The organism is Methylobacterium sp. XJLW (genome assembly GCF_003254375.1).
GTDB classification, from domain to species: domain Bacteria; phylum Pseudomonadota; class Alphaproteobacteria; order Rhizobiales; family Beijerinckiaceae; genus Methylobacterium; species Methylobacterium fujisawaense.
The window spans coordinates 3511970-3533192 of the sequence record NZ_CP016429.1; the positions used below are offsets into that span (position 1 = coordinate 3511970).

Consider the following 21223-nt stretch of genomic DNA (forward strand, 5'->3'; position numbering starts at 1 on the left):
GACGGGCGGCTTCAGCCCTCGAAGGCGATGCCGATCCGGCGGCTGCGCCGCCATGCAACGGCCGCCGCGCGCGGCTTGGCGCCGGCGCTCACGCGGAGCGGGAAGCGGTCCGGCACCACATGATCGCCGTCGACCTCGATCTGGGCGCCGACCTCGGTCGCGTCCCAGACCAGGCAACTGACTTCGCCGCCGTCGAGCAGGACCGCGCCGAAGGTGAAGGCGTTCTTCCGGAAGACGCCGCGGCGATTCTCCCTCATCGACTCCCCCATCCGCACCCGCGGGTCCGCGGAGACGATCTCCGCGGTCCGGGACGATGCCGGATGGGGGTTAACAGGGCAAATACGATCCCTTGCCTGCGCTCTCAGATCGAGATCAATAGTCGTCCGGATCACCCCTGTAGCGGCGCGGCCCAGGCTCATAGTCGTCGTCGTACGGGCGGCGTGCGCGCGGCCGGTCGTAGTCGCGGCCATAGCGATAGGCTTCGCGCCGGTCGTCGTAATCGTCGCTCCGGTACCCGCCACCGCCGTACCCGCCACCGCCGTACCCGCCACCGCCGTAGCCGCCACCGCCAGAGCCGCCCGCAGTGATGCGCGGTGCGTACCAGCAGCTCTTCGCCTGGCCCGGTGCGGGATCGCCGAAGGTCTGGCTGTTGCAGGGCACGGCGCCGCCCTGAGGAAACGGCCGACCGTTGGTCCGGCCGGGTACGCCGTAATAGACGTTGGTCGCGTAGGGCATCCGGCAGACGCCGCCTTCCTGGGCGCAGCCGACCAGATTCACCGTGTCGAGCTGATAGGCCCGGGCCGGTGCGGGCATCACCGTGCCGGCTCCCAGCGTGATGGCTCCGAAGGCCAGAGCGATCCGAATCTGCACGTCCCCGATTCCCCATTGCGTCGCGGTCCGCGTGCCGAATAATCCGGTCGGCGGCTTCCGGCCAGCGGCCGCGCTCGCTATGGCGTCGCGCACGGATCTGTGCGGGCTGTTTTGGCACCGCCATGACGATGATCGGGCGGAGCCACCCGTGGTCGAACGGGATAGGGCGCCCCAGGAGGCCTTGATGAGGGATGCGTCCGCGCAGGAGCTTCTGTTGCTCAGCGCGCTGCAGGAATGCCGGATCCAGCTCGACGCGGCGCGCAAGGACGAGGCCGCCCGCGCCGCCGTCCGGGAGGAGCTGGAGGCTGCCCTTCGCCGCGAGGCGGCGCTCTCGGCGGTGGTCGCCGAGGAGCGCGAGCGGACGGAGGCCGTCCGTCTCGTGCTTCAGGCGCTGCTGATGAGCATCGGCTGGTTCGGCCTGCGCCGACGCCTGTTCCGGTCGCGCATCGCCCGGCTGGGCCGTGAGACGCCGGACTCAGGTCCGCAATCGGCCCGCCATTCCGTGCTGCTCGCGGAGGCCCGACGGGTGCTCGGCGCGCCGGCCGTCCAGCCCCCTGCCCAACGCTAGGGCGTATCGGCGCGCGGGATGAGGAACGGGCGCCGAACGCTTCGATAACGGCCCCTTAAACCGCCGCATTTAGCGTGCGGAAACCGTCCTGCGGCGCGCCCGACAGACGCGCTGCGGCGGAACATTCGTAGACGGGATGCATGGCCAAGGGTCGGGGCAGGATTGAGCCGAACTTCGACGTGCCCGAGGGGCGTGTCCGGGATCGCGGCGAACTCGATCTGCGCCTGTCCCGGGAGGACCGTCCCGGGGGGGCAGGAGACGGCGTGGCGAAGCGATCGGGCGGCGGAGGAGCGCGGCAGCCGAACAAGGCGCCGCCGCGGACCACCGGGCGGACGAAGGCCTCGGGTCGCGGCCGACGCCGGCGGTCCTGGCTCGGCCGCATCGTTTACGGCACCGTCGTCCTCGGTCTCTGGGCGGTGATCGGGCTTGTCGGGCTCATCGCCTACCACGCGTCGCAATTGCCGCCGATCGACCAGCTCGCGGTGCCGAAGCGGCCGCCCAACATCGCCATCCTGGCGAGCGACGGCTCGCTGCTCGCCAATCGCGGCGAGACCGGCGGCCGGGTGGTCTCGATCAAGGAGCTGCCGCCCTACCTGCCGCGCGCCTTCGTGGCGATCGAGGATCGGCGCTTCTACCAGCATTTCGGCGTGGATCCGGTCGGCATCCTGCGCGCCATCGGTCAGAACCTGACCCGGCGCGGCGTCGCGCAGGGCGGCTCGACCCTGACGCAGCAGCTCGCCAAGAATCTGTTCCTGACGCAGGAGCGGACCGCCTCGCGCAAGATCCAGGAGGCGATCCTCGCGCTTTGGCTGGAGCACAAGTACACCAAGGACGAGATCCTCGAGCTCTACCTGAACCGTGTCTATTTCGGCGCCGGCGCCTACGGCGTCGAGGCGGCCGCGCAGCGCTATTTCGGCAAGCCCGCCAAGGAGGTGAGCCTTGCGCAGGCCGCGATGCTCGGCGGCCTCGTTCAGGCGCCGTCGCGGCTCGCTCCGAACCGCAACCTCCCGGCCGCCCAGGCCCGCGCCGCCCAGGTGCTCGCCGCGATGCAGGAACTCGGCTTCGCCGCGCCGCAGGACGTGAAGGTGGCGCTCGCCCAGCCGGCGAAGCCCACCAATGCCCGCGGCGGCGGTTCGGCCAATTACGTCGCAGACCTCGTGATGGACGTGCTCGACGACTACGTCGGCAAGTTCGACACCGACATCACGGTCCAGACGACCGTCGATCCCGTCCTCCAGGCCGCCGCCGAGAAGGTGCTCACCGACGAGCTCAACGCCAAGGGCGCGCGCTTCAATGTCGGCCAGGGCGCGCTGGTCTCGATGCGGCCCGACGGCGCGATCCGGGCGCTGATCGGTGGGCGCGACTACGCCCAGAGCCAGTTCAACCGTGCCACGACCGCGAAGCGCCAGCCCGGCTCCTCGTTCAAGCCCTTCGTGTACCTCGCTGCCGTGGAGCACGGCGCCACGCCCGACACGGTCCGCGAGGACGCGCCGGTCCGGATCGGCAACTGGGCCCCGGAGAACTACTCGCACCGGTACGAGGGGCCTGTCACCCTGCGGACGGCGCTCGCCCATTCGCTCAATACCGTCGCGGTGCGGCTCGGCCAGGAGGTCGGCCCGAAGACCGTGGTGCAGACCGCCCAGCGGCTCGGCATCACCTCGCCGCTCCAGGCCAACGGCTCCATCGCCCTGGGCACGTCCGAAGTGACGCTGCTGGAGATGGTCGGCGCCTACGGGGCCTTCGCCAACGGCGGCACCGGCGTGATCCCCTACGTGGTGACCGCCGTGAAGAGCCAGGGCGGCAAGGTCCTGTACAAGCGCTCCGACAACGGTCTCGGCCGGGTCATCGATGCCAATGCCGACGGCATGATGAATGCGATGATGCACGAGGTCTTCGTCAGCGGCACCGGCAAGAAGGCGGACATCCCGGGCTGGGACCTGGCGGGCAAGAGCGGCACCACGCAGGACTACCGCGATGCTTGGTTTATCGGCTTCTCGGGCAGCCTCGTCACCGGGGTCTGGCTCGGCAACGACGACGGCGAGCTGACCAAGAAGGTCACCGGCGGCAATCTGCCGGCGGAGATCTGGAAGTCGTATATGACCCAGGCGCTGAAGGGGCAGACTCCGGTCCCGCTCCCCGGCCTCAACCGCTGGCGCAGGCAGCCGGAGACGACCGCCTCGGTGGCGAGTGCCGCGCCGCCTGCACCGGGCGGGCTCCTCGGGCAGATTCTGGGCGAACCGGAGGCACCCGCGCCGCGCCAGTCCGCCCCGGCACGGCGCGCTCAGAAGGATGACCGCAACTTCATCGAAAAGCTGTTCGGGATCGGCGACTGACGCCGCCGATCGGTGACGGCCCGGCGCTCGCCACCCCATCGCGGGCTTGATCGACGGTGCTCGAAATCCGGCTGACCGCTGACTTGAAGCGGCAGCACTTACAGACCTGGTGCCGATTGATCAATATTGGCGCAAATCGGACGCTTCTTAATTCATAAAATAACTCCTTTTTCAATATTCGGGACTCAGAATTCGGGTCGATAGCAAGTCCGCTCTCCGGTTGCCGGGGCCGGCGGCAACCCGATCGAGCCCATGGTCCCGCGCGCGACTGCCACAGCGATCCGAGTCCACCTCGCCGATCGCGCCTCGCGTCTGATCGCGCTGGGGGGCACGTGCCTGCTGCTCTGCCTGACGCTGCTCGGGGTCTATCTCTGCCTCGATCTGCGCGATGTCGCTTGGCACAATGCGCGCCGCAACGCCGCGAACCTCCTGGCCGTGATCGAGGAGGGGGTCGGCCACAGCCTGCGGGTTTACGATCTCTCCCTGCAGAGTTCCGCACGCTTGGCGCACCGCGCGGATATCATAATTCTGGACCCGGAACTCAGACGCTTGGCCGTGTTCGACACCGCCGTCGCGGGCTCCGGTCTCGGCCCGATCACCGTCACGGATGCGGCGGGTGATGTCCAACTGACGAGCGATCCCAACCTGCAGAACCGGCCCAACCTGAGCACGCTGCCGGAATTCCAGATCCACAAGTCCAATCCCGATGCGGGTCTGATCCTCACTGGACCGACTCAGTCCCGTCTGACCGGGGAGCCCATTATCCGCATGACCCGGCGGATCCAGACGGCAGACGGCTCCTTCGCGGGGATCGTGTACGGATCGATCAGACTCGCGCATTTCCGGGCGCTCTTCGACCGGCTGCGCTTCGATGACGGTATCGCCCTGAACGTGTTCCATCGGGACGGGACGCTCCTGATCCGCGCGCCGGCCCGGCCGCAACTGCTCGGGCAGAGCATCCGTGCAAGTCCGGCCCATGCGTTCTATCAGGCGCATGCCCGCGGCGAGTTTCAGGGACGGTCGGCGTTGGACGGCGTAGACCGGGTCTACAGCTTCGCGAATCTCGACGACCTACCGCTGATCGTGACGGTGGCTACGGATGTCGACAGCATCCGCGAGGTCTGGATCTATAAGGCGGCGATCGTTGGTATCCTCATCCTCAGTCTCTGCGTCCTCACCTTCGGGCTGACGATTCTGCTTCACCGGGAGGTGGGTCGCCGGGCGGCTGCGGAGGCCTCCACGCGCGAAGCGAATGCTGCGCTCGCGGTGCTCGCCCGGACCGACGGCTTAACCGGGCTGCCGAACCGGCGCAGCTACGACGAACACTTCGCCGTGGAGTGGACCCGTGCCGCGCGACTGCGGACTCCGTTGGCCCTGATGATCGTCGATGCCGACCACTTCAAGCAGTTCAACGACCGCTTCGGCCACCAGCGCGGCGACGAGGTGCTCAAGGCGGTGGCGCTGTGTCTGCAGCAGACGCTCGATACCGGCGGCCTGAGCTTCCGAATCGGCGGCGAGGAATTCGTCGCGCTGCTGCCGGGACTCGATGCGACGGCGGCGGGGGCGGCGGCGGAGCGCATCCGCCGCGCGGTGGTGAGCCTCGGGATCCCCCATGCTCCGGACGTCGGCGGCAGCGCCACGGTCAGCATCGGCGTGGCCTCCGCCGATCCGGCCAGCGGGGATCCGCCCGATGGCCTCTTCACGGCGGCGGACGCGGCCCTCTATGCCGCCAAGAAGGCCGGCCGCAATCGGGTGCGGGCCGCACCGCCGCCTGCCCCCCCGACACTGGCGATGCGGGCCTGAGCCGGCCCGCGGCTCAGAGCATGGGCAGGATCCGGGGACGTGGCCCCCGAGGGAAATGCGCGTCGATCAGGGCGATCTCGGCCGCACCCAGATGCAGGTCCGCCGCGCCGGCATTCTCGATGGCCCGGTCCGGGCGACCGGTCTTCGGAATCGTGAAGGTGCCGGGCAGCCGGGTCAGGAAGGCGAGGGCCACGGCGTAGGGCGTTGTCCCATGGCTCCGCGCGATGCCCGCGAGGACGCGGCCGCCAGCACTGGCCGGATCGGGAAAGTCGCCGCTGCCGAAGGGCGAGTAGCCGACCATCGCGACGCCGTGCTTCTCGCACCAGGGCAGCACGGCATGCTCGATGGCCCGCTCGTTCAGATGGTAGAGGACCTGATTGCAGGCGATCCGGTCCGGCCCCGCGATGGCGAGGGTGCGATCGAGATCCTCGACGTCGAAATTGCTGACACCCCAGGACAGAATCTTGCCCGCCCGGCGCAGATCCTCGAAGCCCGCGATCGTCTCCTCGAGGGGGTGCTGGCCCGGCCAGTGCAGCAGATAGCTGTCCAGCCGATCCGTCCGCAGGCGTCGGAGCGAAGCCTCGCAGGCCCGCGCCACGCCGCGGCGCGTCGCATTGCCAGGGACCACCTTCGAAACGAGGAAGACCTCCTCGCGGCAATCCGCGATGGCGGCGGCGACGATTGCCTCCGCGTCGCCGTACATCTCCGCAGTGTCGATATGGGTCATGCCGGCGTCGATTCCGGCCCGCAACGCGCGGATCGCATCCGTCCGGTCCGAACTGTCGATGTGCCACGTGCCCTGGCCGATGACCGGGACCGAGACGCGCATCGCGCCGAAGCTCCTGGCATACATGGCAGCGCTCCCTTTTCGCTGTCACAGGGGTTGCTGACGGCGATCCGGTCGGGATCGGGCCGCCGACGTGTCATGGGTCCGCCGTTCAACTCCCCGGCACGCCTTACTCGCGCCATCTTGGGGCGTTGAGCAATGGCTGGCGGCCTTCCGCGACGCTAAACTTTAGGCCCAGGCTCGAGGTCAGGCTGCGCGGGTATGCCGAGCCTGCGCCTCCCGCAGGGCGCCGCCGCGCCCGGCCACGCGACACCCGGTCCGTCAGTGGCCATGCTGGAGATGTGTCGATGCTGCCGGCCCATCGGATATTCTGGGGTCTGATCCTGCTGGCGGCGGCCGGCGCGGGGTTGCTCTACAACATCATCTTCGCGGCTGGCGCCTCTCCCCTCGCCGGATTCACCTACGGCCTCTGCATGGGTGCCACGGTGCTGGCTTTCGACCGCGGGCTGATCCTGGCCGGCCTGCAGACGCGGATCCGCCGCCTGCCGGCGTGGCTCTACGTGCTGGCCGCGGAACTCGCCTACGTCCTGATGATCATGGCGGGCAACGCCCTCGGCGGCTTGGTCGTCTGGGCCTTCGCCCTGACACCGGACGATCTGCCGACCGCGACCCGGATGACCGCGCGGGTCCTCGCCTACGCCTTGGCCGTGTCCGGCCTCCTCGTCTTCGTGATCCGGATGCGCGATCTGATCGGCGGCGAGGTGTTCGTGAACTTCATGATCGGCCGCTACCACAAGCCGGTGGCGGAGGAGCGGATCTTCCTGTTCCTCGACGTCGTCGGCTCCACCGCCTTCGCGGAGGCGCACGGGGACCTGCGCGCCCAGGAGTATCTCGGGGCCGTGTTCGCGACGCTGGCCGAGCCGGTGCGGCGCAACGGCGGATCCGTGGACGACTATGTCGGCGATCTCGCCATGGTGACCTGGCCGATGGCCCGCGGCCTCAAGGACGCGCGCTGCATCACCTGCCTGTTCGACGTGCTCGACCGGATCGAGGCTGATGCCGCGGCCTGGACCACCCGATTCGGGACGGTGCCGCGGCTGCGGGCGGCGCTGCATGGTGGCTCGGTGGTCACGGCCGAAGTCGGAGTCGACCGCCACAAGATCGCGTATTTCGGCGACGCCGTGAACGTCACGTCGCGGATCGAGGCCCTGTGCCGCCCGCTCGGGGTCGGCATCCTGATCTCGCAGGATCTCCTCGGCCGTCTTCCGCGCCTGCCAGCCGGCGTCCGGGCGCGCTCTCTCGGCGCCCATGCCCTCCGCGGCCGCGGCGCGCCGTTGTCCGTGGCGACTCTGGAGCGTGGTCCTGCCGAGAGTGCCGCCGTGGCGGATCTGGCGCCGCGCCGCGCTGCGGTCGCCCGCTGATGGCCCGTGTCAGCGCCGCCCGCGCCAACACCCTGATCGCCGTCAAGATGGCGCTCCGTTTTGGCCTGCCGCTGATCGGGGTCGTGGTCTTCGGCCGCGCCATCGTGCTGTCGGTGGGCGGCGATATCGAGCGCTGGCAGTTCGGCCTGGGTGTGCTTCTGATTTTGGCGGGCTTCATCTCAAAGGTTGTGCCCCGGTCATGAGCACTGCCACGAGCGACCCGACGCGTGCCACCCCGACCGGCCCGGCGATCTATCTCGACGCCGATGCATGCCCGGTGAAGGACGAGACCTACCGGGTGGCCGCACGCTACGGCCTCACCGTCCACGTCGTCGCCAACAGCGTGCTGAACCTCCCGCGCGAGCCCTGGATCGAGCGCGTGGTGGTCGGTTCGGAACTCGACGCCGCCGATGACTGGATCGCCGCGCGGGCCGGACCCGGGAGCATCGTGCTCACCGCCGACGTTCCGCTGGCTGCGCGCTGCGTGAAAGCCGGCGCCACGGTTCTGGCCTTCACCGGTAAGCCGTTCAGCGAGTCCGGGATCGGCCTCGCGCTCGCCACACGCGACCTGATGCAATCGTTGCGCGAAGCCGGAACCATCACGGGCGGGCCGAAGCCGTTCTCGCGCGCAGACCGATCGGCCTTTCTGTCCGCCCTTGACCGGGCGGTGAACCGGATCCTGCGTGACCGGCCGAAACCGGGCTGAGACCCGGCCGCCCTCCGATCAAATGGACGATTCAGGCGTCGTCCGCCGGTACGAGGCTTCTGAGCGCCTCGTTGATGCGGTCCTGCCAGCCCGGCCCGTCCTTCTGGAAATGCGCGAGCACGGCGCTGTCGAGACGCAAGCTCACCACCTCCCGCGAGCCGGGGATCGTCGTCGGCCGTGCGGCCGGTTGCGGCGGCGGGGCAGCCGGCTTCGGGGTCGTGGCGGCCCGGAAAGCCGCCTCGGCGGTCGCGCGCGGATCGGTGAAGCGGCGGCGGTTGCGGTCCTCGGCCATCGACCCCTAATCCTTCGCGGTCGTCTTCTTCGGTGCCGCCTTCTTCACGGCCTTCTTCGCGGAGCCTTTGGCGGCCGCCTTGGCTTCCTTCTCGGCCGCCTTGGCCTGCGCGTCTGCGGCCTCCTTGGCGAGGCGCAGCGAGCGCAGCCGAAGCGTCCGCTCGTCCACAGCCTTGATGGCCGCGTGATGCTCCGCCATCGCCTGGGCGCCTTCGCGCGCCATGCGCTCCGCACGTTCCGCACGCTCGGCGCGATTCTCGGCACGCGTCTTCGCTTCCGCTTCCGCGTCGCGGACGGCATTCACCTCGTCGAGGTCAAACTCAGTCTCGTCGCTCATCCTGTCCCTTTCACCCCGGCTCGACGGATCCGACCCGACGCATCCTGCGCGAGACGGTGTCTGAGCGGGTCCGGCCTGTTCGACGGGCGGAGGGCAAGGCCGGATCATTCGCCCTCCCGCACCGCCGTCAGGCGCGCAAGGAGAGCAGCTTCGCGAAGGCTTTAGCATGCCCGCGACGCCGATGGCGAATCCGGATCGACGGTCGGGACTGACCGCGCACACCCTTCGTGCGGGTCCACCTGTCCATGCGGCCCGGGTCCGCGATCTGACGAGAGATGTCGACCCCGATCGTCGTTCGATCAGCGCACGCCGAACCGAAGCGGGATGGAGACCGTCAGGTTCGACAGCGTAACACCGGGCGGCGCCGCCGGCATGCTGCCGCGCACCGCCGCGAGGGCGGCGCTGTCGATCTGGCCGATCCCGCTTGAGCGGGCCAGGCCCGCGCCCGTCACCTGGCCCGAGCGCATCACGGTGAAGCGCACCACCGCGGTCCCGCCCCCGGTTCCGACGGCCGCGTTCACGTTCATCCGGCTGTGGATCGCTGCGCTGATCGCGCCCTGCCATTGCCGCATGGCGCTCGGATCGTTGCCTGCGGCGGCCCGGCCGACCGCATTCTGACGCGAGGCCGAGGCCGAACTCCGCTCGGCGCCCGCCCGGGCCTTGGCCTCACGCGCCTTCGCCTCTCGCGCGGCCTTGGCTTTCGCCTCGCGGATCTCCTCCAGGCGCTCCTGACGCGCCTCTTCGCGCTTCTGCTCGCGGAGCTTCTCCTCGCGGATCTTCCGCAGCTTGGCCTCCCGTTCCGCCTTGAGCTTGGCGGGGTCCGGTGTGGGCTTCGGCGGTTCCTCGGTCTTGGCGACCTCGGTGGGCGGCGCCGCCAGCGGCTCGGCCGCCTCCGACGTGGAGGTGATCACTTGGTTCTGCGCCTCGACGGGCTGAGCCTCCGCCGGCGCTTCGACCGGCTGGGTGTCCTCCGGCTTGACCTCGGTCATCTCGGTCGGCGGCGGGGGCTGGACGGCCTCGTCGGGCGGTGCGTCCACCGGCTTCGTCTCCGGCGGGGCCTCCTGGCTCATCTGCTGCTCCGCCGGAGCTTCGGTGGTCGCATCCGTCATGAGCGGCGCGAGGTCGACGGTGATCTGCTGCTCGCCGGGCGGCGCGGGCGGGGCCAGCCGCAGGAACATCATCGCGGCCAACGCAAGCGCATGCAGCCCGAGGGCGACCAGGAAGGCGGCGACCAGCCCGGACGGGCGGCGCTCGCCGGCCCCGACCGGCAGATCCGTCGACGTGAAGGTGCTCATCGGTTCAGCGCGCGGTCCCTGCGGAGGCGGCCGGAGCGGCGGCCGCTGCCGGAGCGGCGCCGCCGGGCGACTGCGCGATCAGCGACACCTTGGTGAAGCCGGCCTGGCCGACGAGGCCCATCACCTCCATCACCTTGCCGTAGGGGACGTCGCGGTCGCCGCGCACGAGGATGACCTGATCCTTGTCGGCAGCCGCCATCTCGCGCAGGCGCGGCACGATGCTGTCCATCGTGAACACCTCCTTGGCGATGGACGGGTTGCCGTCCTTGTCGACCGTCACCTCCGCGGGCTTCTTCGACTGCGCGACTTTGGGAGCCGCCGTCTTCGGCAGCTGGACCGGCACGCCGGTGGTCATCAGCGGTGCGGCGACCATGAAGATGATCAGAAGCACGAGCATCACGTCGACCATCGGCGTGACGTTGATGTCGGACATCGGCATGTCGTCGAGGTCGTCGTCGTCGTTCGCGCGAAGGGATCCCATCGCCATGGGGCGTCTCCGGTACCGTTACGTTCGGTTCTGTGCGGGCGGGCGCGGCGGCTCTATTCGGCAGCCGCCCGATGGGCGCCGGCGCGGTCGCGCGCGAGACGATTGCCCAGAACCGAGATGTAGGACGAGAAGGTGCTCTGGATGCCGCTCACGTCGCTCGACAGCTTGTTGTAGGCCATCACCGCCGGGATCGCGACGACGAGACCGATCGCCGTGGCGAACAGCGCCTCCGCGATGCCCGGGGCCACCACGGCCAGCGACGTGTCCTGGCTCCGGGCGATGGACGAGAACGAGTTCATGATGCCCCAGACGGTGCCGAACAGCCCGACGAACGGGGCCGTGGAGCCCGAAGTCGCCAGCAGCGACAGGCCGGTGCGCAGGCGCTTCACCTCAAGGGTGAGGGCGCCCTTCATCGCCCGCTCGATCCGGTCGCGGCGCTCGGCCCGGGTCTCGGAGGAATCCTGATCGCGCCACGCGTCGATGGCCGCCTTCACCACGTGGCCGGCGATGCCGCGATGCTCGCCGTCGAGGCTGCCGCCGGAGCGGACCAGCGTGGCGAAGGCCTTGGCCTGACGCCGGGCGGCGGCCAGCCGGATGATCTTCTCGAACACCACCGTCCAGCAGGCGATCGAGGCGATCACCAGCAAGATCATCACGCCCTTCACGATCGGGTCGGCCTGCAGGAACAGACCGAGGAAGGAGAAGTCGTGGGCCGCCTCGATCGGCGCTTGTGTCGGGTCCATCGCGGGCTCCTGGCGTCTTGGTCTCACGCGGCCTTGCGCCGCCGTCATCTCGGGGTGCGGCGAAAGCCGCAGGCCGCCCGGCGACCCTCGCCGCCGGGCGGTTTGGTCTGATCGACCGTCAAACCATCCGCATCAGCGGTCGAACGGGAGGCCGGCCTTGCTGTCGGTCTCGGTCCGCTCGAGGCAGGCCTCGCGCGCGGAATCACCGCCGTCGCAGGCCAGGACGTCGTTCAACAGGACGCGCCCGACCTTGTTGCAGGCGATGCCGGGGAAGTCGAAGATCTTGACGGTGGTCTTCTTCGGCGGCAGCGGACCGAGCTCCACCGCGACACGCTTCTGCGCGACGCCCTCCGGGTCGAAGGCGAAGAGATCCACCTTGTAGGATTTCAGGCCGGGCCCCTTGTTGTCGATCACCATGGTGATCCGGCAGGCCTCGCCCGCAGTCTCGACCTTGTTGAGCTGCAGCTTGATCGGCGCGGACTTCTCCGCGGCATCCTGCGCCAGGGCCGATACCACGAGGAGCGCCGAGAGCGCGAAGCAGGCCGCCGTGTCGAGGGCGATACGCCCGATCCGCCGACGGTACAGGGGGGCGCGCAGGGCAATCACCGTGACCAAGTCCTTTTCAAGTGTCTGCCGGCCGGCGTTTCGCGCCGCGCCGGCCGGGCGGGTTGGGGGCCGGATCAGTGAAGCACCGCGCCGGCGGGGCAGGAGGCCGGGGCGAGGCGTTGGGCCGCCGCATCCAGCGGCCCGACGGCCGCGCGGACCGCCGCCACGAGGCGGGGCGCCGCCTCCCGTCCGGTGATCTCGGCGGCGGCCGCCTCCAGATCCGTCCAGAGGCGCTGACGCCCGCGGTTGATCAGCGTCACCAAGGCGCATTCGTGACCGGTCACGCGGCAGCAACTCGCCGGCATGAACGACCAGTCGCCGTCGCGCTCCGCCCGCAGCGCCCGGATGATCGCGACCACACAGGCGACGAAGCGGCAGCCTTCGGTCGGCCCGAGCAGCTGCTCGGCGCCGTCGAAGGCCGCGTTCCAGCAGGCGACGTCGCTGGTCATGTAGCCGGCGGCCACGAAACGGGCCACCGACAAGGCCAGGATATCAGCCTCATCGCCGCAGATATCGGCGACGCGCCGCATCGCCGCATGATCAGTCCGGGTCAGGGGCGCGCTCATGGACTGCGGTGCCTCGCGTCGCAGGACAACTTGCATAGACCGACCGTCATGGTCGGATCATCTTCTTTCGCGGCAGTATCCAGGCCGGCCGCCCGGATCAAGGCCCAGCGAGAAAATCAGAGCAGTTCCAAACTGTTAGAGGAAAGCGTGGCCGTTCACGTCTTTGCCTATGCGTCCCGGTAATTTTTGCCTAATCATCCTGGATTGGATCGGACCACGCCGTCCTGACGAAACCCGCGGCTTCCCTTGATGGCCCGGACGGCCTTGGCCATATCTCGTGGTTGCCGGCGACGTCTCGTCCGGCGGAGCGCTACCTCGGTGGGCTCCCTGTCGACGAGGTGCTCAGGCATCCCGGGATTGCGGCGGATCCCGGGGTCGGAGGCCTCGCTTTCTGGATGATGGCCGCGATGACCCGATCTTCGCCCTTCGGGCACCCGTTCCTGCTCGGCTTCGACGAGATCGAACAGGCTCTCGACCGGGTCTCAAAGGCCGCCAATGACGGCTATCCACCCTACAACATCGAGCGGCTGCCCCGCACCGAGAGCGAGCCCGAGCGCCTGCGCATCACGCTGGCGGTCGCCGGCTTCACCCGCGACCAGTTGGACGTCATGCTGGAGGAGAGCCAGCTCGTCGTGCGCGGTCGCCAGGTCGACGAGCGCGAGAGGCACTTTCTTCACCGCGGCATTGCGGCGCGCCAGTTCCAGCGGGCCTTCCTCCTCGCCGACGGCATGGAGGTCCTCGGGGCCGACCTCGCCAACGGCCTGCTGTCGATCGATCTGGTCCGTCCGGAACCGGACCGCATCGTGCGCAAGATCGATATCGGCGCCCGCGGCTGAGACAGATTGATTGGACGGCGCGGATCCCCACATCAGCGGGGAGCCGCCGAAGCCTTCAGGATCGGCGGCGGACGCTCTGCCACCCCAGGAGGGCTTTGATGACCAATCTGAACCCGTCTCCGTTGACCCCGGCCGATCTCGACCCGGCCGATTTCGCGCCCGCCGATCTCGCGGCCTTGGGCGAGGGTCACATAGCCTATGTCCGGCCCATCCGGTCCGACGAGGTCCGCCGTTTCTTCCCACAGGCGCCCGAGCTGTTGCCTGGCCTCGATCTGTTTGCCCTCCTCTCGGCGAGTGGCGCACCGATCATGCTCGCCGATTCGCGGGACGTCGTCCTGGCGAACGCGGTCGCGCAGGACCTGCAGCCGGTCAGCCTTCACTGACCGCTCCGGCCGAGGAACCGGTCAGGCGATCTCGTCCACTGCGGCGACCAGGCGCGCGATGTCCTGCGGCCGCGACAGGCGGTGATCTCCGTCGGCGATGAGCGTCAGCACGGTGCCCTCGGCCGGCAGCCGGCCGAGGATCTTCAGGGCGTGGGTGTAAGGCACATCGGTGTCCCGCATGCCCTGGAGGATGTGGACCGGGCAGGCCGGATCGACCGTGTCGCCGAGCATGCAATGGCGCCGCCCGTCGTCGATGAGGTTCAGGGTGATCGGGTCCGGTTCCGACCCGTAGTCGCTGGGCCTCCGCAGGATGCCGTCCCGGATCAGCATGGCGCGGGCCGCCTCGCCGAGGCGGTTCCAGATCAGCTCTTCGGTGAAATCCAGGGCCGGGGCGATGAGCACGAGACCGGCGGTCGCCTGACCTCCGTTCGCCCGGTCGCGGGCGGCCAGGCAGGCGATCCATCCCCCCATCGACGAGCCGACGAGAATCGGCGCCTCCGCGGCGTAGGCGGCCAAGACGGCCTGCGCGTCCTCGAGCCACGAAGAGATCGTGCATTCCGTGAAGGTGCCGCTCGAGGCCCCATGCGCGGCATAATCGAAGCGGATGAGCGTGCGGCCTCTCTGCGAGGCCCAGGCATCCAGCGCCGTCGCCTTGGTGGCCGTCATGTCGGAGCGGAATCCGCCGAGCCAGACGACCGGTGGACCGCCCCCCTGACGCACCCGCACGGCGATGCGCCGGGCGGCCTCGCCCGTGCCGACGGTGAGGAACTCGGGGGCCATATCCGACATCGTTCTCTCCGATATCCCTGTCTCGACGTGGAAGAAGTCCGGACCTGAACGGTTCGGCTTCAACTCTCGTTTACCGGACCGTAAAGCCCGGCGGCGATGCTGGATCAATGGTAGCGAGCATTTGGCAGATACCGGTCGGGGGCCTGCGCGTCCTCGCCGATGGACCGCGGACGGGCGAAGGTACACACGCCTTGTCGGGTTTTCCCGCGGAAGTCGGGGCCCTTGCGGGCGCTCGTGTCCTGCAGATCATTCCCGAACTCGACGCCGGGGGCGCCGAGCGCACCACCGTCGATGTCGCGGGCGGCCTCGCGGCCGTGGGCGCCCGCGCGCTGGTGGCGACGGAGGGGGGGCGGCTCGTCGGGGAATTGCAGGCCAAGGGCGGCCACTGGCTTCGCTTCCCGGCCGCCGCGAAGAATCCGGCGCTGATGGCCGTGAACGTCCTGCGGCTCATGGCCCTCTGCCGCCGCGAGCAGGTGCAGATCATCCATGCCCGCTCCCGTGCGCCCGCTTGGGTCGCCCTCGGAGCGGCGCGCCGGCTCGGCCTGCCGTTCGTCACCACCTATCACGGCAGCTATTCCGGCCGGACCAACGTCAAGGTTCTGTACAATTCGGTGATGGCCCGCGGCGACGTGGTCATCGCCAACTCGCACTACACCGCAGACCTGATCCACCGGCTGCATGCCGAGCAGGCTGGCGACCGGGTGCGGGTCATCCACCGCGGCACGGATCTCGGCGTGTTCAACCCGGTCGCCGTCGGCGCCGTACGGGTCGAGGCGCTGCGCCGGAGCTGGAACGTCGCGCCGCACGAGCGCGTGATCCTGCTGGCCGCCCGCCTCACGGCTTGGAAGGGCCATCGGGTGCTGATCGAGGCGGCCGCGCAGATGCGCGACCGCGGCGTTCCCGATCTGGCCGTGGTCCTGGCGGGAGACCCTCAAGGACGCGCCTCCTATGAGCGCGAACTCGATGCGCTGATCGCTGCGCGCGGGCTTGAGGGTATCGTCCGGCGGGTCGGTCACTGCACCGACATGCCGGCCGCCTTCCGGGCCGCCTCGGTGGTGGCGGTGCCGTCCGTTGAGCCGGAGGCCTTCGGCCGTTCGGCCGTGGAGGCGCAGGCGCTCGGTACGCCGGTGGTGGTGTCCGATCTCGGGGCCGTACCGGAAACCGTACTGGCGCCGCCGGAGACGCCAGCGGGCCAGCGTACCGGATGGCGCGTCCCGGCCGGCGACGCGGCCGCGCTCGCCGCATCCCTGACCGAGGCCCTTTCCCTTGGCGCCAGCGCCCGCGACGCCCTTGGGCGGCGGAGCCGTGCGCATGTCGCGGCGCATTTCTCCCTCGAGCGCATGGTCGGCGACACGTTGGCGGTCTATGCGGGGCTGCTCGGCCGCTTGCCCTGAGCGGCCGGCTGACCCGGAAAGCGGACCGAGACGCCGTGGCCGATTATTTTCGGCACCGCGGCTTCAGGCGGTTGACTCTGGTCGCGGTTCCACCAACGTTGTACGTCCGGAAGAGACCGGGGCGGCAGGCGGCCAGGAGATCCTTCTGGGAACCGCCGTTTCACCGTTGCAGCAGGAGACCTAAGCCATTCGTAGACCGATGAGAGCCATGCCGGCCCCGCAGAAGGACGGGCCGCGCGCCAACCGCGACATTCGCGGTGTGCGGGAAGTGCAGCTGATCGACGATACCGGGCAGAACCGCGGCGTCGTCCCCTTCTTCGACGCCCTCAATCTGGCTGAGGAAGCCGGTCTCGATCTCGTGGAGATCGCGCCGAACTCCGTGCCGCCCGTCTGCAAGCTGCTCGATTACGGGCGCTTCCGCTTCAACGAGCAGAAGAAGCAGAACGAGGCCCGCAAGCGCCAGAAGACCGTCGAGGTGAAGGAGATCAAGCTCCGCCCCGGCATCGACAAGCACGACTACGACACCAAGATGAAGTCGGTGCACCGCTTCTTCGAGGAAGGCGACAAGGTCAAGGTGACCCTGCGCTTCCGTGGTCGTGAGATGGCTCACCAAGATATCGGTCTGCGCCTCCTGGAGCGCGTGAAGAGCGAGACGGCGGAGATCGCCAAGGTCGAGAGCGAGCCGATGCTCGAAGGCCGCCAGATGATCATGATCCTGGCGCCGCGCTGAGCGGCACCGATCCCGAGACGCGAGACCCGCGCCGCCTCCTCACCGGGGCGGCGTTGTCTTTTCAGCGCTTCCGATTGGCGGCACCGCGGATTAAGGGGCAGCCATGGCCCTCGCTCCCGATGAGATCGAACGTTACGCCCGCCACCTCGTCCTCGCCGAGGTCGGCGGCCCCGGCCAGGCCCGGATCAAGGCCGCCCGGATCCTGGTCGTCGGGGCCGGGGGGCTCGGCGCGCCGCTGATCCAGTATCTCGCCGCCGCCGGAATCGGGACGATCGGCATCGTCGACGACGACGCGGTCTCCCTTTCGAACCTCCAGCGGCAGGTAATCCACGGGACCCCCGATCTCGGCCGGCCGAAGGTCGAGAGCGCCGCCGACGCCGTGGCCCGGCTCAACCCGCACGTGGCCGTCGTCCCACATCCGGTCCGGATCGATCCGGACAACGCCGTCGACCTGATCGCCGGCTACGACCTCGTGGCCGACGGATCCGACAATTTCGCCACGCGCTACGCGGTGTCGGATGCCTGTTTCCGCGCGCGCCGCCCGCTGGTGACGGCGGCGCTCGGCCGCTTCGACGGGACGCTGACAACGATCCGCGCCCACGAGACCGGGCCGGACGGGACGCCGAACCCGACCTATCGCTGCCTCTTCCCGAACCCGCCGCCGCCCGGCAGCGTGCCGGCCTGCGCGGAGGCCGGCGTGCTGGGAGCCCTGGCCGGGGTGATGGGCTCGCTGATGGCCATGGAGCTGCTCCGCGCGGTGGCGGGCTTCGGAGAGCCCCTGGTCGGGCGCCTCCTGATGGTCGATGCCCGCGCCATGCGGTTCGAGACGCTGAGCTACGGCTGGGATCCCGACAACCCGCTCAGCGGCACCGGCGCCTCAGCGGCCTAGGGAACCCGGCGGCATCCACGGGCCCTCGACGGTCTCGGCACCGAGGCAACACTTCTTGAACTTCTTCCCGGAGCCGCAGGGACACGGATCGTTGCGGCCGACGTCCTTGAGCGGATTGCGCTGCGGCTCCCCCGCGCCCTCCTCGGCCCAGTCGAGGGCTTCCACCGGCTCGTCGAGGTAGCCGTACTGGTAGGGGCCGAGCCGGTCGCGGTCGTCCGGATTGGCCTCGGCCTTGCGCAGCGCGTCCTTGAACCACCCGGCGTCGCTGATCTCGTCGGTGAGGCGTCCGTCGGCACGGGCCGCAGCCGCCCGGGGCGCGAGGTCCCGGAAGCCGAGATGGGCGATCGTCTCCTCCCAACCGACCCAGGCCGGCGCCTCTTCCACGGCCGCCTGGGCGTCGTCGAACCGGACCAGCAGGTCGTGCATCGCGGCCCGGTCGATCCGACCCTCCAGGGTCAGGAAGGTGCAGGCGCTGAGCAGCGCCATGCGCACGTAATCGTCCACCGTGCTGTCCAGGATCAGGCGGAACAGCGGCTGCGGATCGCCGTCGAACAGGCTCGCCAACACCTTGGCAAGGGTCGCCGTGACGGCATCGCCGAGGAGTGCGTCGAGGGTTTCCTCGTCGTGCCGGAGCAGCCTCAGCAGCGGTGCCAGGGCGCGCGTATCCCGGGCATGGGCCAGGACGTGCAGGCCCCAGAAGAGGAGGTTCGTCTCCTCCGGCGTCAGCTCACGTCCGTCGGCCGCGCCCTCCAGCAGCGGCAGCGTCGCCTCCGCGACGGCGGACGGGTGCTTGAGCGCTTCCCGCAACGCTGCCTTCGGCCGGTATTCGGCCGCCGCGAGGTCTTCGATCAGCAGGGCGATCCGGTCCATGGCGGCGCCTCAGGTCCGAAGGGTCGCGCCGGTTTTGCGGGACACCTCGGCGACGATCCTGGCGCTCACCGCCTCGATCTCCGCGTCGGTGAGGGTCCGCTCGACGGGCTGCAGGCGCACCGCGATCGCCACCGACTTCGCGCCGTCCGGCACGCCGGGTCCCTCGTACAAATCGAACACGTCGACGCCGGTGACGAGCTTGCGCTCGGCGTTCTGTGCGGCCTTCACGAGGTCACCCGCCGGCACGTCGCGGCCAACCACGAAGGCGAAGTCCCGCGACAGCGGCTGGAGCTCCGACAGCACCAGGGCTGCCTTGGCCTTGGTCGGCTTGTGCTTGGGCAGGGGCAGGGCGTCGAGGACGATCTCGAAGGCCACGAGGGTACCCTTCAGATCGAGGGCCTGGAGCGTCCGCGGATGCACCTCGCCGAACCAGCCGATCTCGGTCTTCGGACCGAAGCGCAGGGTGCCCGAGCGGCCGGGATGAAGCCAGGACGGGCCGCCGGCGGTGATCTGGAGGCCGCCGGTCGGAACGCCGAGGCTGCCCAGCAGGGCCAGAGCGTCGGCCTTGGCGTCGAAGGCGTCGACGGTCCCGGCCATGCCGTGCCAGTGGCGCCCGGCGCCCGACAGACCGGCACTGCCGCGCCGGACCGCCGCCGCCCGGATGGTCTGACCCTCCGGCGCATCGGAGGCGAAGCACTGGCCGACCTCGAACAGGGCCGCGTCCGGATAACCCCGGTCGGCATTGCGCTGCGCAGCCCGCAGGAGCCCCGGCAGCAGGCTCGGCCGCATGTCCGACAGTTCCGCGGCAATGGGATTGGCCAGGACCAGATCGGCACCGCCGCCGCCGAACAGTTCGGCATCGCCATGCGGGACGAACGACCACGTGACCGCCTCCATGAGGCCCCGGCTCGCCAGGGCCCGCTTCGCGGTGCGGGTCCGCTTCTGCATCACCGTCAGCAACGGACGGCCGATTCCTTCGAGCGGGGGCAGCGGCTTGGCCTCGATCCGGTCCAGCCCGGCGATGCGCACGACCTCCTCGACGAGGTCGGCCTTGCCTTCGACATCGGGCCGCCAGGACGGCGTCAGCACCTTCACCCGGTCGCCGGTCCCCGAGATGTGGAAGCCCAAAGTCTCCAGGATCACCTTCATCTCGACACGCGGCACGTCGAGGCCGGCCAGGCGGCGGACCTCGGTCCACGGGAAGTCGATGATCCGCTCGGATTCGGGTGGCTCGCCGACGATGTGCGCCTCGGTCGGCGTACCGCCGCACAGGTCCACCACCAAGCACGTCGCGAGATCGAGGCCCGGCAGCGTGAAGGCCGGATCGACACCCCGCTCGAACCGGTAGCGCGCGTCGGTGATGAGGCCGAGGCGGCGGCCCGTCTGGGCGATGTTGGCCGGGTCCCAGAGCGCCGATTCGATCAGCACATCCGTGGTGCCGGCGTCGCAGCCGGAGTCCTGGCCGCCCATGATGCCGGCGATGGATTCGACGCCGTTCCGGTCTGCGATCACCACCATGTCGTCGGTGAGCGCGTGGGTCCGGCCGTCGAGGGCGAGCAGGCTCTCGCCCTCGCGCGCACGGCGCACGGTGAGCGGCCCGGCGACCTTGGCGGCGTCGAAGACGTGGAGCGGGCGACCGCGATCGAAGGTCACGTAGTTGGTGATGTCGACGAGCGCATTGATCGGGCGCAGGCCGATGGCCCGCAGCCGGGCCTGCATCCAGCCCGGCGACGGCCCGTTCGTGACCCCGCGGACGAGCCGCAGGGCGAAGAGCGGGGCGAGGTGCCGGTCGGCCGGCTCGAAGGCCAGCTCCACCGCGACCGGGCAGGGGCCCTCGCCGCGCACGCCCGGCAGCGTCTCGCGCTTGAGCGTGCCGAGGCCGGCGGCCGCGAGATCGCGGGCGATGCCGTGGACCGAGGTGCAGTCCGACCGGTTCGGCGTCAGGTTGATCTCGATGACCGGATCGTCGAGCCCGGCATAGAGGGCGTAGGCCTGGCCGATCGGTGCGTCGGTCGGGAGCTCCATGATGCCGTCATGGTCGTCGCCGAGGCCGAGCTCGGCGCCCGAGCACAGCATGCCGCGGCTCTCCACGCCGCGGATCGTGCCCACCGACAGGGTGATGTTCTTGCCCGGGACGTAGGTGCCCGGCGGCGCGAAGACCGAGACGAGACCGGCCCGGGCGTTCGGCGCTCCGCAGACCACCTGCACGGGCGCGCCCGTGCCCGTCTCGACGGAGCAGACCCGCAGCCGGTCGGCGTTCGGGTGCTGCTCGGCCGTCAGGATCTTCGCGATCACGTAGGGCTTCAGCGCGGCGGCCTTGTCCTCGACGCCCTCCACCTCCAGGCCGATCCGCGTCAGCGTCTCGGCGACGGTGTCGAGGGTGGCCTCGGTGTCGAGGTGGTCCTTGAGCCAGGAGAGGGTGAATTTCATGATGGACCTTCGAGAGCCCGATATCGGCTCGACCGTCGGAGGAACAGGATGGCGGGGCCGTCACCGGAGCCGGAGGGCCCCGGTGAGGC

Annotated in this window: 24 protein-coding genes; 11 read left to right on the forward strand and 13 right to left on the reverse strand. The window is 69.9% G+C overall.

The window, feature by feature from the left end:
• Nucleotides 1-11: 11 nt before the first annotated feature.
• Nucleotides 12-257: a pilus assembly protein PilZ gene (locus A3862_RS16280; RefSeq protein ID WP_111474360.1), complete on the reverse strand. Its 246-nt coding sequence runs from the start codon at nucleotides 255-257 to the stop codon at nucleotides 12-14.
• Nucleotides 258-372: 115 nt separating this feature from the next.
• Complete coding sequence (locus A3862_RS16285; protein ID WP_111473808.1) at nucleotides 373-870, reverse strand: hypothetical protein; 498 nt, start codon at nucleotides 868-870, stop codon at nucleotides 373-375.
• Nucleotides 871-1054: 184 nt separating this feature from the next.
• Between A3862_RS16285 and A3862_RS16290 the strand changes: the two genes are divergently transcribed.
• The 3 genes from A3862_RS16290 to A3862_RS16300 all read left to right on the forward strand — a co-directional run bounded on the left by A3862_RS16290 (nucleotide 1055) and on the right by A3862_RS16300 (nucleotide 5574).
• Nucleotides 1055-1438 carry a hypothetical protein gene (locus tag A3862_RS16290; protein WP_043758447.1) on the forward strand — a complete coding sequence of 128 codons (384 nt, stop codon included), beginning with the start codon at nucleotides 1055-1057 and terminating at the stop codon, nucleotides 1436-1438.
• 140 nt (nucleotides 1439-1578) lie between these two features.
• A complete protein-coding gene (locus A3862_RS16295; RefSeq protein WP_111473809.1) occupies nucleotides 1579-3771 on the forward strand; it encodes a transglycosylase domain-containing protein in 2193 nt (730 codons plus the stop codon).
• Nucleotides 3772-4023: 252 nt separating this feature from the next.
• Nucleotides 4024-5574: a sensor domain-containing diguanylate cyclase gene (locus A3862_RS16300; RefSeq protein ID WP_043758443.1), complete on the forward strand. Its 1551-nt coding sequence runs from the start codon at nucleotides 4024-4026 to the stop codon at nucleotides 5572-5574.
• 13 nt (nucleotides 5575-5587) lie between these two features.
• Here the strand turns inward: A3862_RS16300 and A3862_RS16305 are convergent, their stop codons facing one another.
• Nucleotides 5588-6427, reverse strand: coding sequence for an aldo/keto reductase (locus A3862_RS16305; RefSeq protein ID WP_043758440.1), 840 nt, complete (start codon nucleotides 6425-6427; stop codon nucleotides 5588-5590).
• Between the two features lie 281 nt (nucleotides 6428-6708).
• Here A3862_RS16305 and A3862_RS16310 point away from each other — a divergent pair, with 281 nt between their 5' ends.
• From A3862_RS16310 to A3862_RS16320, 3 genes are read left to right on the forward strand one after another with little or no spacing between them, the layout of a single operon-like run.
• Nucleotides 6709-7782: an adenylate/guanylate cyclase domain-containing protein gene (locus A3862_RS16310; RefSeq protein ID WP_043758438.1), complete on the forward strand. Its 1074-nt coding sequence runs from the start codon at nucleotides 6709-6711 to the stop codon at nucleotides 7780-7782.
• Entirely contained in the window at nucleotides 7782-7985 is a 204-nt protein-coding gene (locus A3862_RS16315) for a hypothetical protein (protein WP_043378658.1), read from the forward strand. Before A3862_RS16310 ends, A3862_RS16315 begins: the two co-directional genes overlap by 1 nt.
• Nucleotides 7982-8488 carry a YaiI/YqxD family protein gene (locus A3862_RS16320; protein ID WP_043758436.1) on the forward strand — a complete coding sequence of 169 codons (507 nt, stop codon included), beginning with the start codon at nucleotides 7982-7984 and terminating at the stop codon, nucleotides 8486-8488. The genes A3862_RS16315 and A3862_RS16320 overlap by 4 nt, the downstream gene beginning before the upstream one ends.
• Nucleotides 8489-8519: 31 nt before the next feature.
• On the opposite strand, the gene A3862_RS16325 is transcribed toward A3862_RS16320, so the two are convergent.
• The 7 genes from A3862_RS16325 to A3862_RS16355 form a co-directional block, all read right to left on the reverse strand.
• On the reverse strand, nucleotides 8520-8780 hold the full coding sequence (locus tag A3862_RS16325; protein WP_043378655.1) for a BrnA antitoxin family protein: 261 nt from the start codon (nucleotides 8778-8780) through the stop codon (nucleotides 8520-8522).
• A gap of 6 nt (nucleotides 8781-8786) precedes the next feature.
• Entirely contained in the window at nucleotides 8787-9116 is a 330-nt protein-coding gene (locus tag A3862_RS16330) for a hypothetical protein (RefSeq protein WP_052083634.1), read from the reverse strand.
• A gap of 299 nt (nucleotides 9117-9415) precedes the next feature.
• Nucleotides 9416-10411 (reverse strand): energy transducer TonB family protein, encoded by a 996-nt coding sequence (locus A3862_RS16335; protein ID WP_043354908.1) that lies wholly within the window; start codon nucleotides 10409-10411, stop codon nucleotides 9416-9418.
• A 4-nt stretch (nucleotides 10412-10415) separates the two neighbouring features.
• Complete coding sequence (locus tag A3862_RS16340; RefSeq protein ID WP_043354910.1) at nucleotides 10416-10898, reverse strand: ExbD/TolR family protein; 483 nt, start codon at nucleotides 10896-10898, stop codon at nucleotides 10416-10418.
• A gap of 53 nt (nucleotides 10899-10951) precedes the next feature.
• Complete coding sequence (locus A3862_RS16345; protein WP_043354911.1) at nucleotides 10952-11641, reverse strand: MotA/TolQ/ExbB proton channel family protein; 690 nt, start codon at nucleotides 11639-11641, stop codon at nucleotides 10952-10954.
• A 132-nt stretch (nucleotides 11642-11773) separates the two neighbouring features.
• On the reverse strand, nucleotides 11774-12247 hold the full coding sequence (locus A3862_RS16350; RefSeq protein ID WP_043354914.1) for a hypothetical protein: 474 nt from the start codon (nucleotides 12245-12247) through the stop codon (nucleotides 11774-11776).
• A 74-nt stretch (nucleotides 12248-12321) separates the two neighbouring features.
• A complete protein-coding gene (locus tag A3862_RS16355; RefSeq protein ID WP_170861845.1) occupies nucleotides 12322-12813 on the reverse strand; it encodes a hypothetical protein in 492 nt (163 codons plus the stop codon).
• Between the two features lie 407 nt (nucleotides 12814-13220).
• Between A3862_RS16355 and A3862_RS16360 the strand changes: the two genes are divergently transcribed.
• Nucleotides 13221-13649, forward strand: a complete 429-nt coding sequence (locus tag A3862_RS16360; RefSeq protein WP_012320108.1) for an Hsp20 family protein — start codon at nucleotides 13221-13223, stop codon at nucleotides 13647-13649.
• Between the two features lie 98 nt (nucleotides 13650-13747).
• Nucleotides 13748-14032, forward strand: coding sequence for a DUF1150 family protein (locus A3862_RS16365; protein WP_043354930.1), 285 nt, complete (start codon nucleotides 13748-13750; stop codon nucleotides 14030-14032).
• Nucleotides 14033-14053: 21 nt separating this feature from the next.
• Here A3862_RS16365 and A3862_RS16370 read toward each other — a convergent pair whose 3' ends face one another.
• Entirely contained in the window at nucleotides 14054-14821 is a 768-nt protein-coding gene (locus tag A3862_RS16370) for an alpha/beta hydrolase (RefSeq protein ID WP_043758431.1), read from the reverse strand.
• A 107-nt stretch (nucleotides 14822-14928) separates the two neighbouring features.
• On the opposite strand from A3862_RS16370, the gene A3862_RS16375 reads away from it, so the two are divergent.
• The 3 genes from A3862_RS16375 (at nucleotide 14929) to A3862_RS16385 (ending at nucleotide 17834) form a co-directional block, all read left to right on the forward strand.
• Nucleotides 14929-16215 (forward strand): glycosyltransferase family 4 protein, encoded by a 1287-nt coding sequence (locus A3862_RS16375; protein WP_236961350.1) that lies wholly within the window; start codon nucleotides 14929-14931, stop codon nucleotides 16213-16215.
• Nucleotides 16216-16423: 208 nt separating this feature from the next.
• Nucleotides 16424-16945 carry a translation initiation factor IF-3 gene (infC, locus tag A3862_RS16380; protein ID WP_020092802.1) on the forward strand — a complete coding sequence of 174 codons (522 nt, stop codon included), beginning with the start codon at nucleotides 16424-16426 and terminating at the stop codon, nucleotides 16943-16945.
• Nucleotides 16946-17048: 103 nt separating this feature from the next.
• Nucleotides 17049-17834 carry a HesA/MoeB/ThiF family protein gene (locus A3862_RS16385; protein WP_043758429.1) on the forward strand — a complete coding sequence of 262 codons (786 nt, stop codon included), beginning with the start codon at nucleotides 17049-17051 and terminating at the stop codon, nucleotides 17832-17834.
• Here the strand turns inward: A3862_RS16385 and A3862_RS16390 are convergent.
• Nucleotides 17823-18704: a DUF1186 domain-containing protein gene (locus A3862_RS16390; RefSeq protein ID WP_043758428.1), complete on the reverse strand. Its 882-nt coding sequence runs from the start codon at nucleotides 18702-18704 to the stop codon at nucleotides 17823-17825. The two genes, A3862_RS16385 and A3862_RS16390, sit on opposite strands and share 12 nt — an antisense overlap.
• Nucleotides 18705-18713: 9 nt before the next feature.
• Nucleotides 18714-21134 (reverse strand): phenylalanine--tRNA ligase subunit beta, encoded by a 2421-nt coding sequence (pheT, locus tag A3862_RS16395; RefSeq protein ID WP_043758425.1) that lies wholly within the window; start codon nucleotides 21132-21134, stop codon nucleotides 18714-18716.
• Between the last annotated feature and the right edge of the window lie 89 nt (nucleotides 21135-21223).

Excerpts from the sequence above, each read along its gene's own strand:
- A3862_RS16280 (WP_111474360.1), bottom strand. The coding sequence starts at position 257 with ATGAGGGAGAATCGCCGCGGCGTCTTCCGGAAGAACGCCTTCACCTTC.
- A3862_RS16290 (WP_043758447.1), top strand. The coding sequence starts at position 1,055 with ATGAGGGATGCGTCCGCGCAGGAGCTTCTGTTGCTCAGCGCGCTGCAG.
- A3862_RS16295 (WP_111473809.1), top strand. The coding sequence starts at position 1,579 with ATGGCCAAGGGTCGGGGCAGGATTGAGCCGAACTTCGACGTGCCCGAG.
- A3862_RS16300 (WP_043758443.1), top strand. The coding sequence starts at position 4,024 with ATGGTCCCGCGCGCGACTGCCACAGCGATCCGAGTCCACCTCGCCGAT.
- A3862_RS16305 (WP_043758440.1), bottom strand. The coding sequence starts at position 6,427 with ATGTATGCCAGGAGCTTCGGCGCGATGCGCGTCTCGGTCCCGGTCATC.
- A3862_RS16310 (WP_043758438.1), top strand. The coding sequence starts at position 6,709 with ATGCTGCCGGCCCATCGGATATTCTGGGGTCTGATCCTGCTGGCGGCG.
- A3862_RS16315 (WP_043378658.1), top strand. The coding sequence starts at position 7,782 with ATGGCCCGTGTCAGCGCCGCCCGCGCCAACACCCTGATCGCCGTCAAG.
- A3862_RS16320 (WP_043758436.1), top strand. The coding sequence starts at position 7,982 with ATGAGCACTGCCACGAGCGACCCGACGCGTGCCACCCCGACCGGCCCG.
- A3862_RS16325 (WP_043378655.1), bottom strand. The coding sequence starts at position 8,780 with ATGGCCGAGGACCGCAACCGCCGCCGCTTCACCGATCCGCGCGCGACC.
- A3862_RS16330 (WP_052083634.1), bottom strand. The coding sequence starts at position 9,116 with ATGAGCGACGAGACTGAGTTTGACCTCGACGAGGTGAATGCCGTCCGC.
- A3862_RS16335 (WP_043354908.1), bottom strand. The coding sequence starts at position 10,411 with ATGAGCACCTTCACGTCGACGGATCTGCCGGTCGGGGCCGGCGAGCGC.
- A3862_RS16340 (WP_043354910.1), bottom strand. The coding sequence starts at position 10,898 with ATGGCGATGGGATCCCTTCGCGCGAACGACGACGACGACCTCGACGAC.
- A3862_RS16345 (WP_043354911.1), bottom strand. The coding sequence starts at position 11,641 with ATGGACCCGACACAAGCGCCGATCGAGGCGGCCCACGACTTCTCCTTC.
- A3862_RS16355 (WP_170861845.1), bottom strand. The coding sequence starts at position 12,813 with ATGAGCGCGCCCCTGACCCGGACTGATCATGCGGCGATGCGGCGCGTC.
- A3862_RS16360 (WP_012320108.1), top strand. The coding sequence starts at position 13,221 with ATGACCCGATCTTCGCCCTTCGGGCACCCGTTCCTGCTCGGCTTCGAC.
- A3862_RS16365 (WP_043354930.1), top strand. The coding sequence starts at position 13,748 with ATGACCAATCTGAACCCGTCTCCGTTGACCCCGGCCGATCTCGACCCG.
- A3862_RS16370 (WP_043758431.1), bottom strand. The coding sequence starts at position 14,821 with ATGTCGGATATGGCCCCCGAGTTCCTCACCGTCGGCACGGGCGAGGCC.
- A3862_RS16375 (WP_236961350.1), top strand. The coding sequence starts at position 14,929 with ATGGTAGCGAGCATTTGGCAGATACCGGTCGGGGGCCTGCGCGTCCTC.
- infC (WP_020092802.1), top strand. The coding sequence starts at position 16,424 with ATGCCGGCCCCGCAGAAGGACGGGCCGCGCGCCAACCGCGACATTCGC.
- A3862_RS16385 (WP_043758429.1), top strand. The coding sequence starts at position 17,049 with ATGGCCCTCGCTCCCGATGAGATCGAACGTTACGCCCGCCACCTCGTC.
- A3862_RS16390 (WP_043758428.1), bottom strand. The coding sequence starts at position 18,704 with ATGGACCGGATCGCCCTGCTGATCGAAGACCTCGCGGCGGCCGAATAC.
- pheT (WP_043758425.1), bottom strand. The coding sequence starts at position 21,134 with ATGAAATTCACCCTCTCCTGGCTCAAGGACCACCTCGACACCGAGGCC.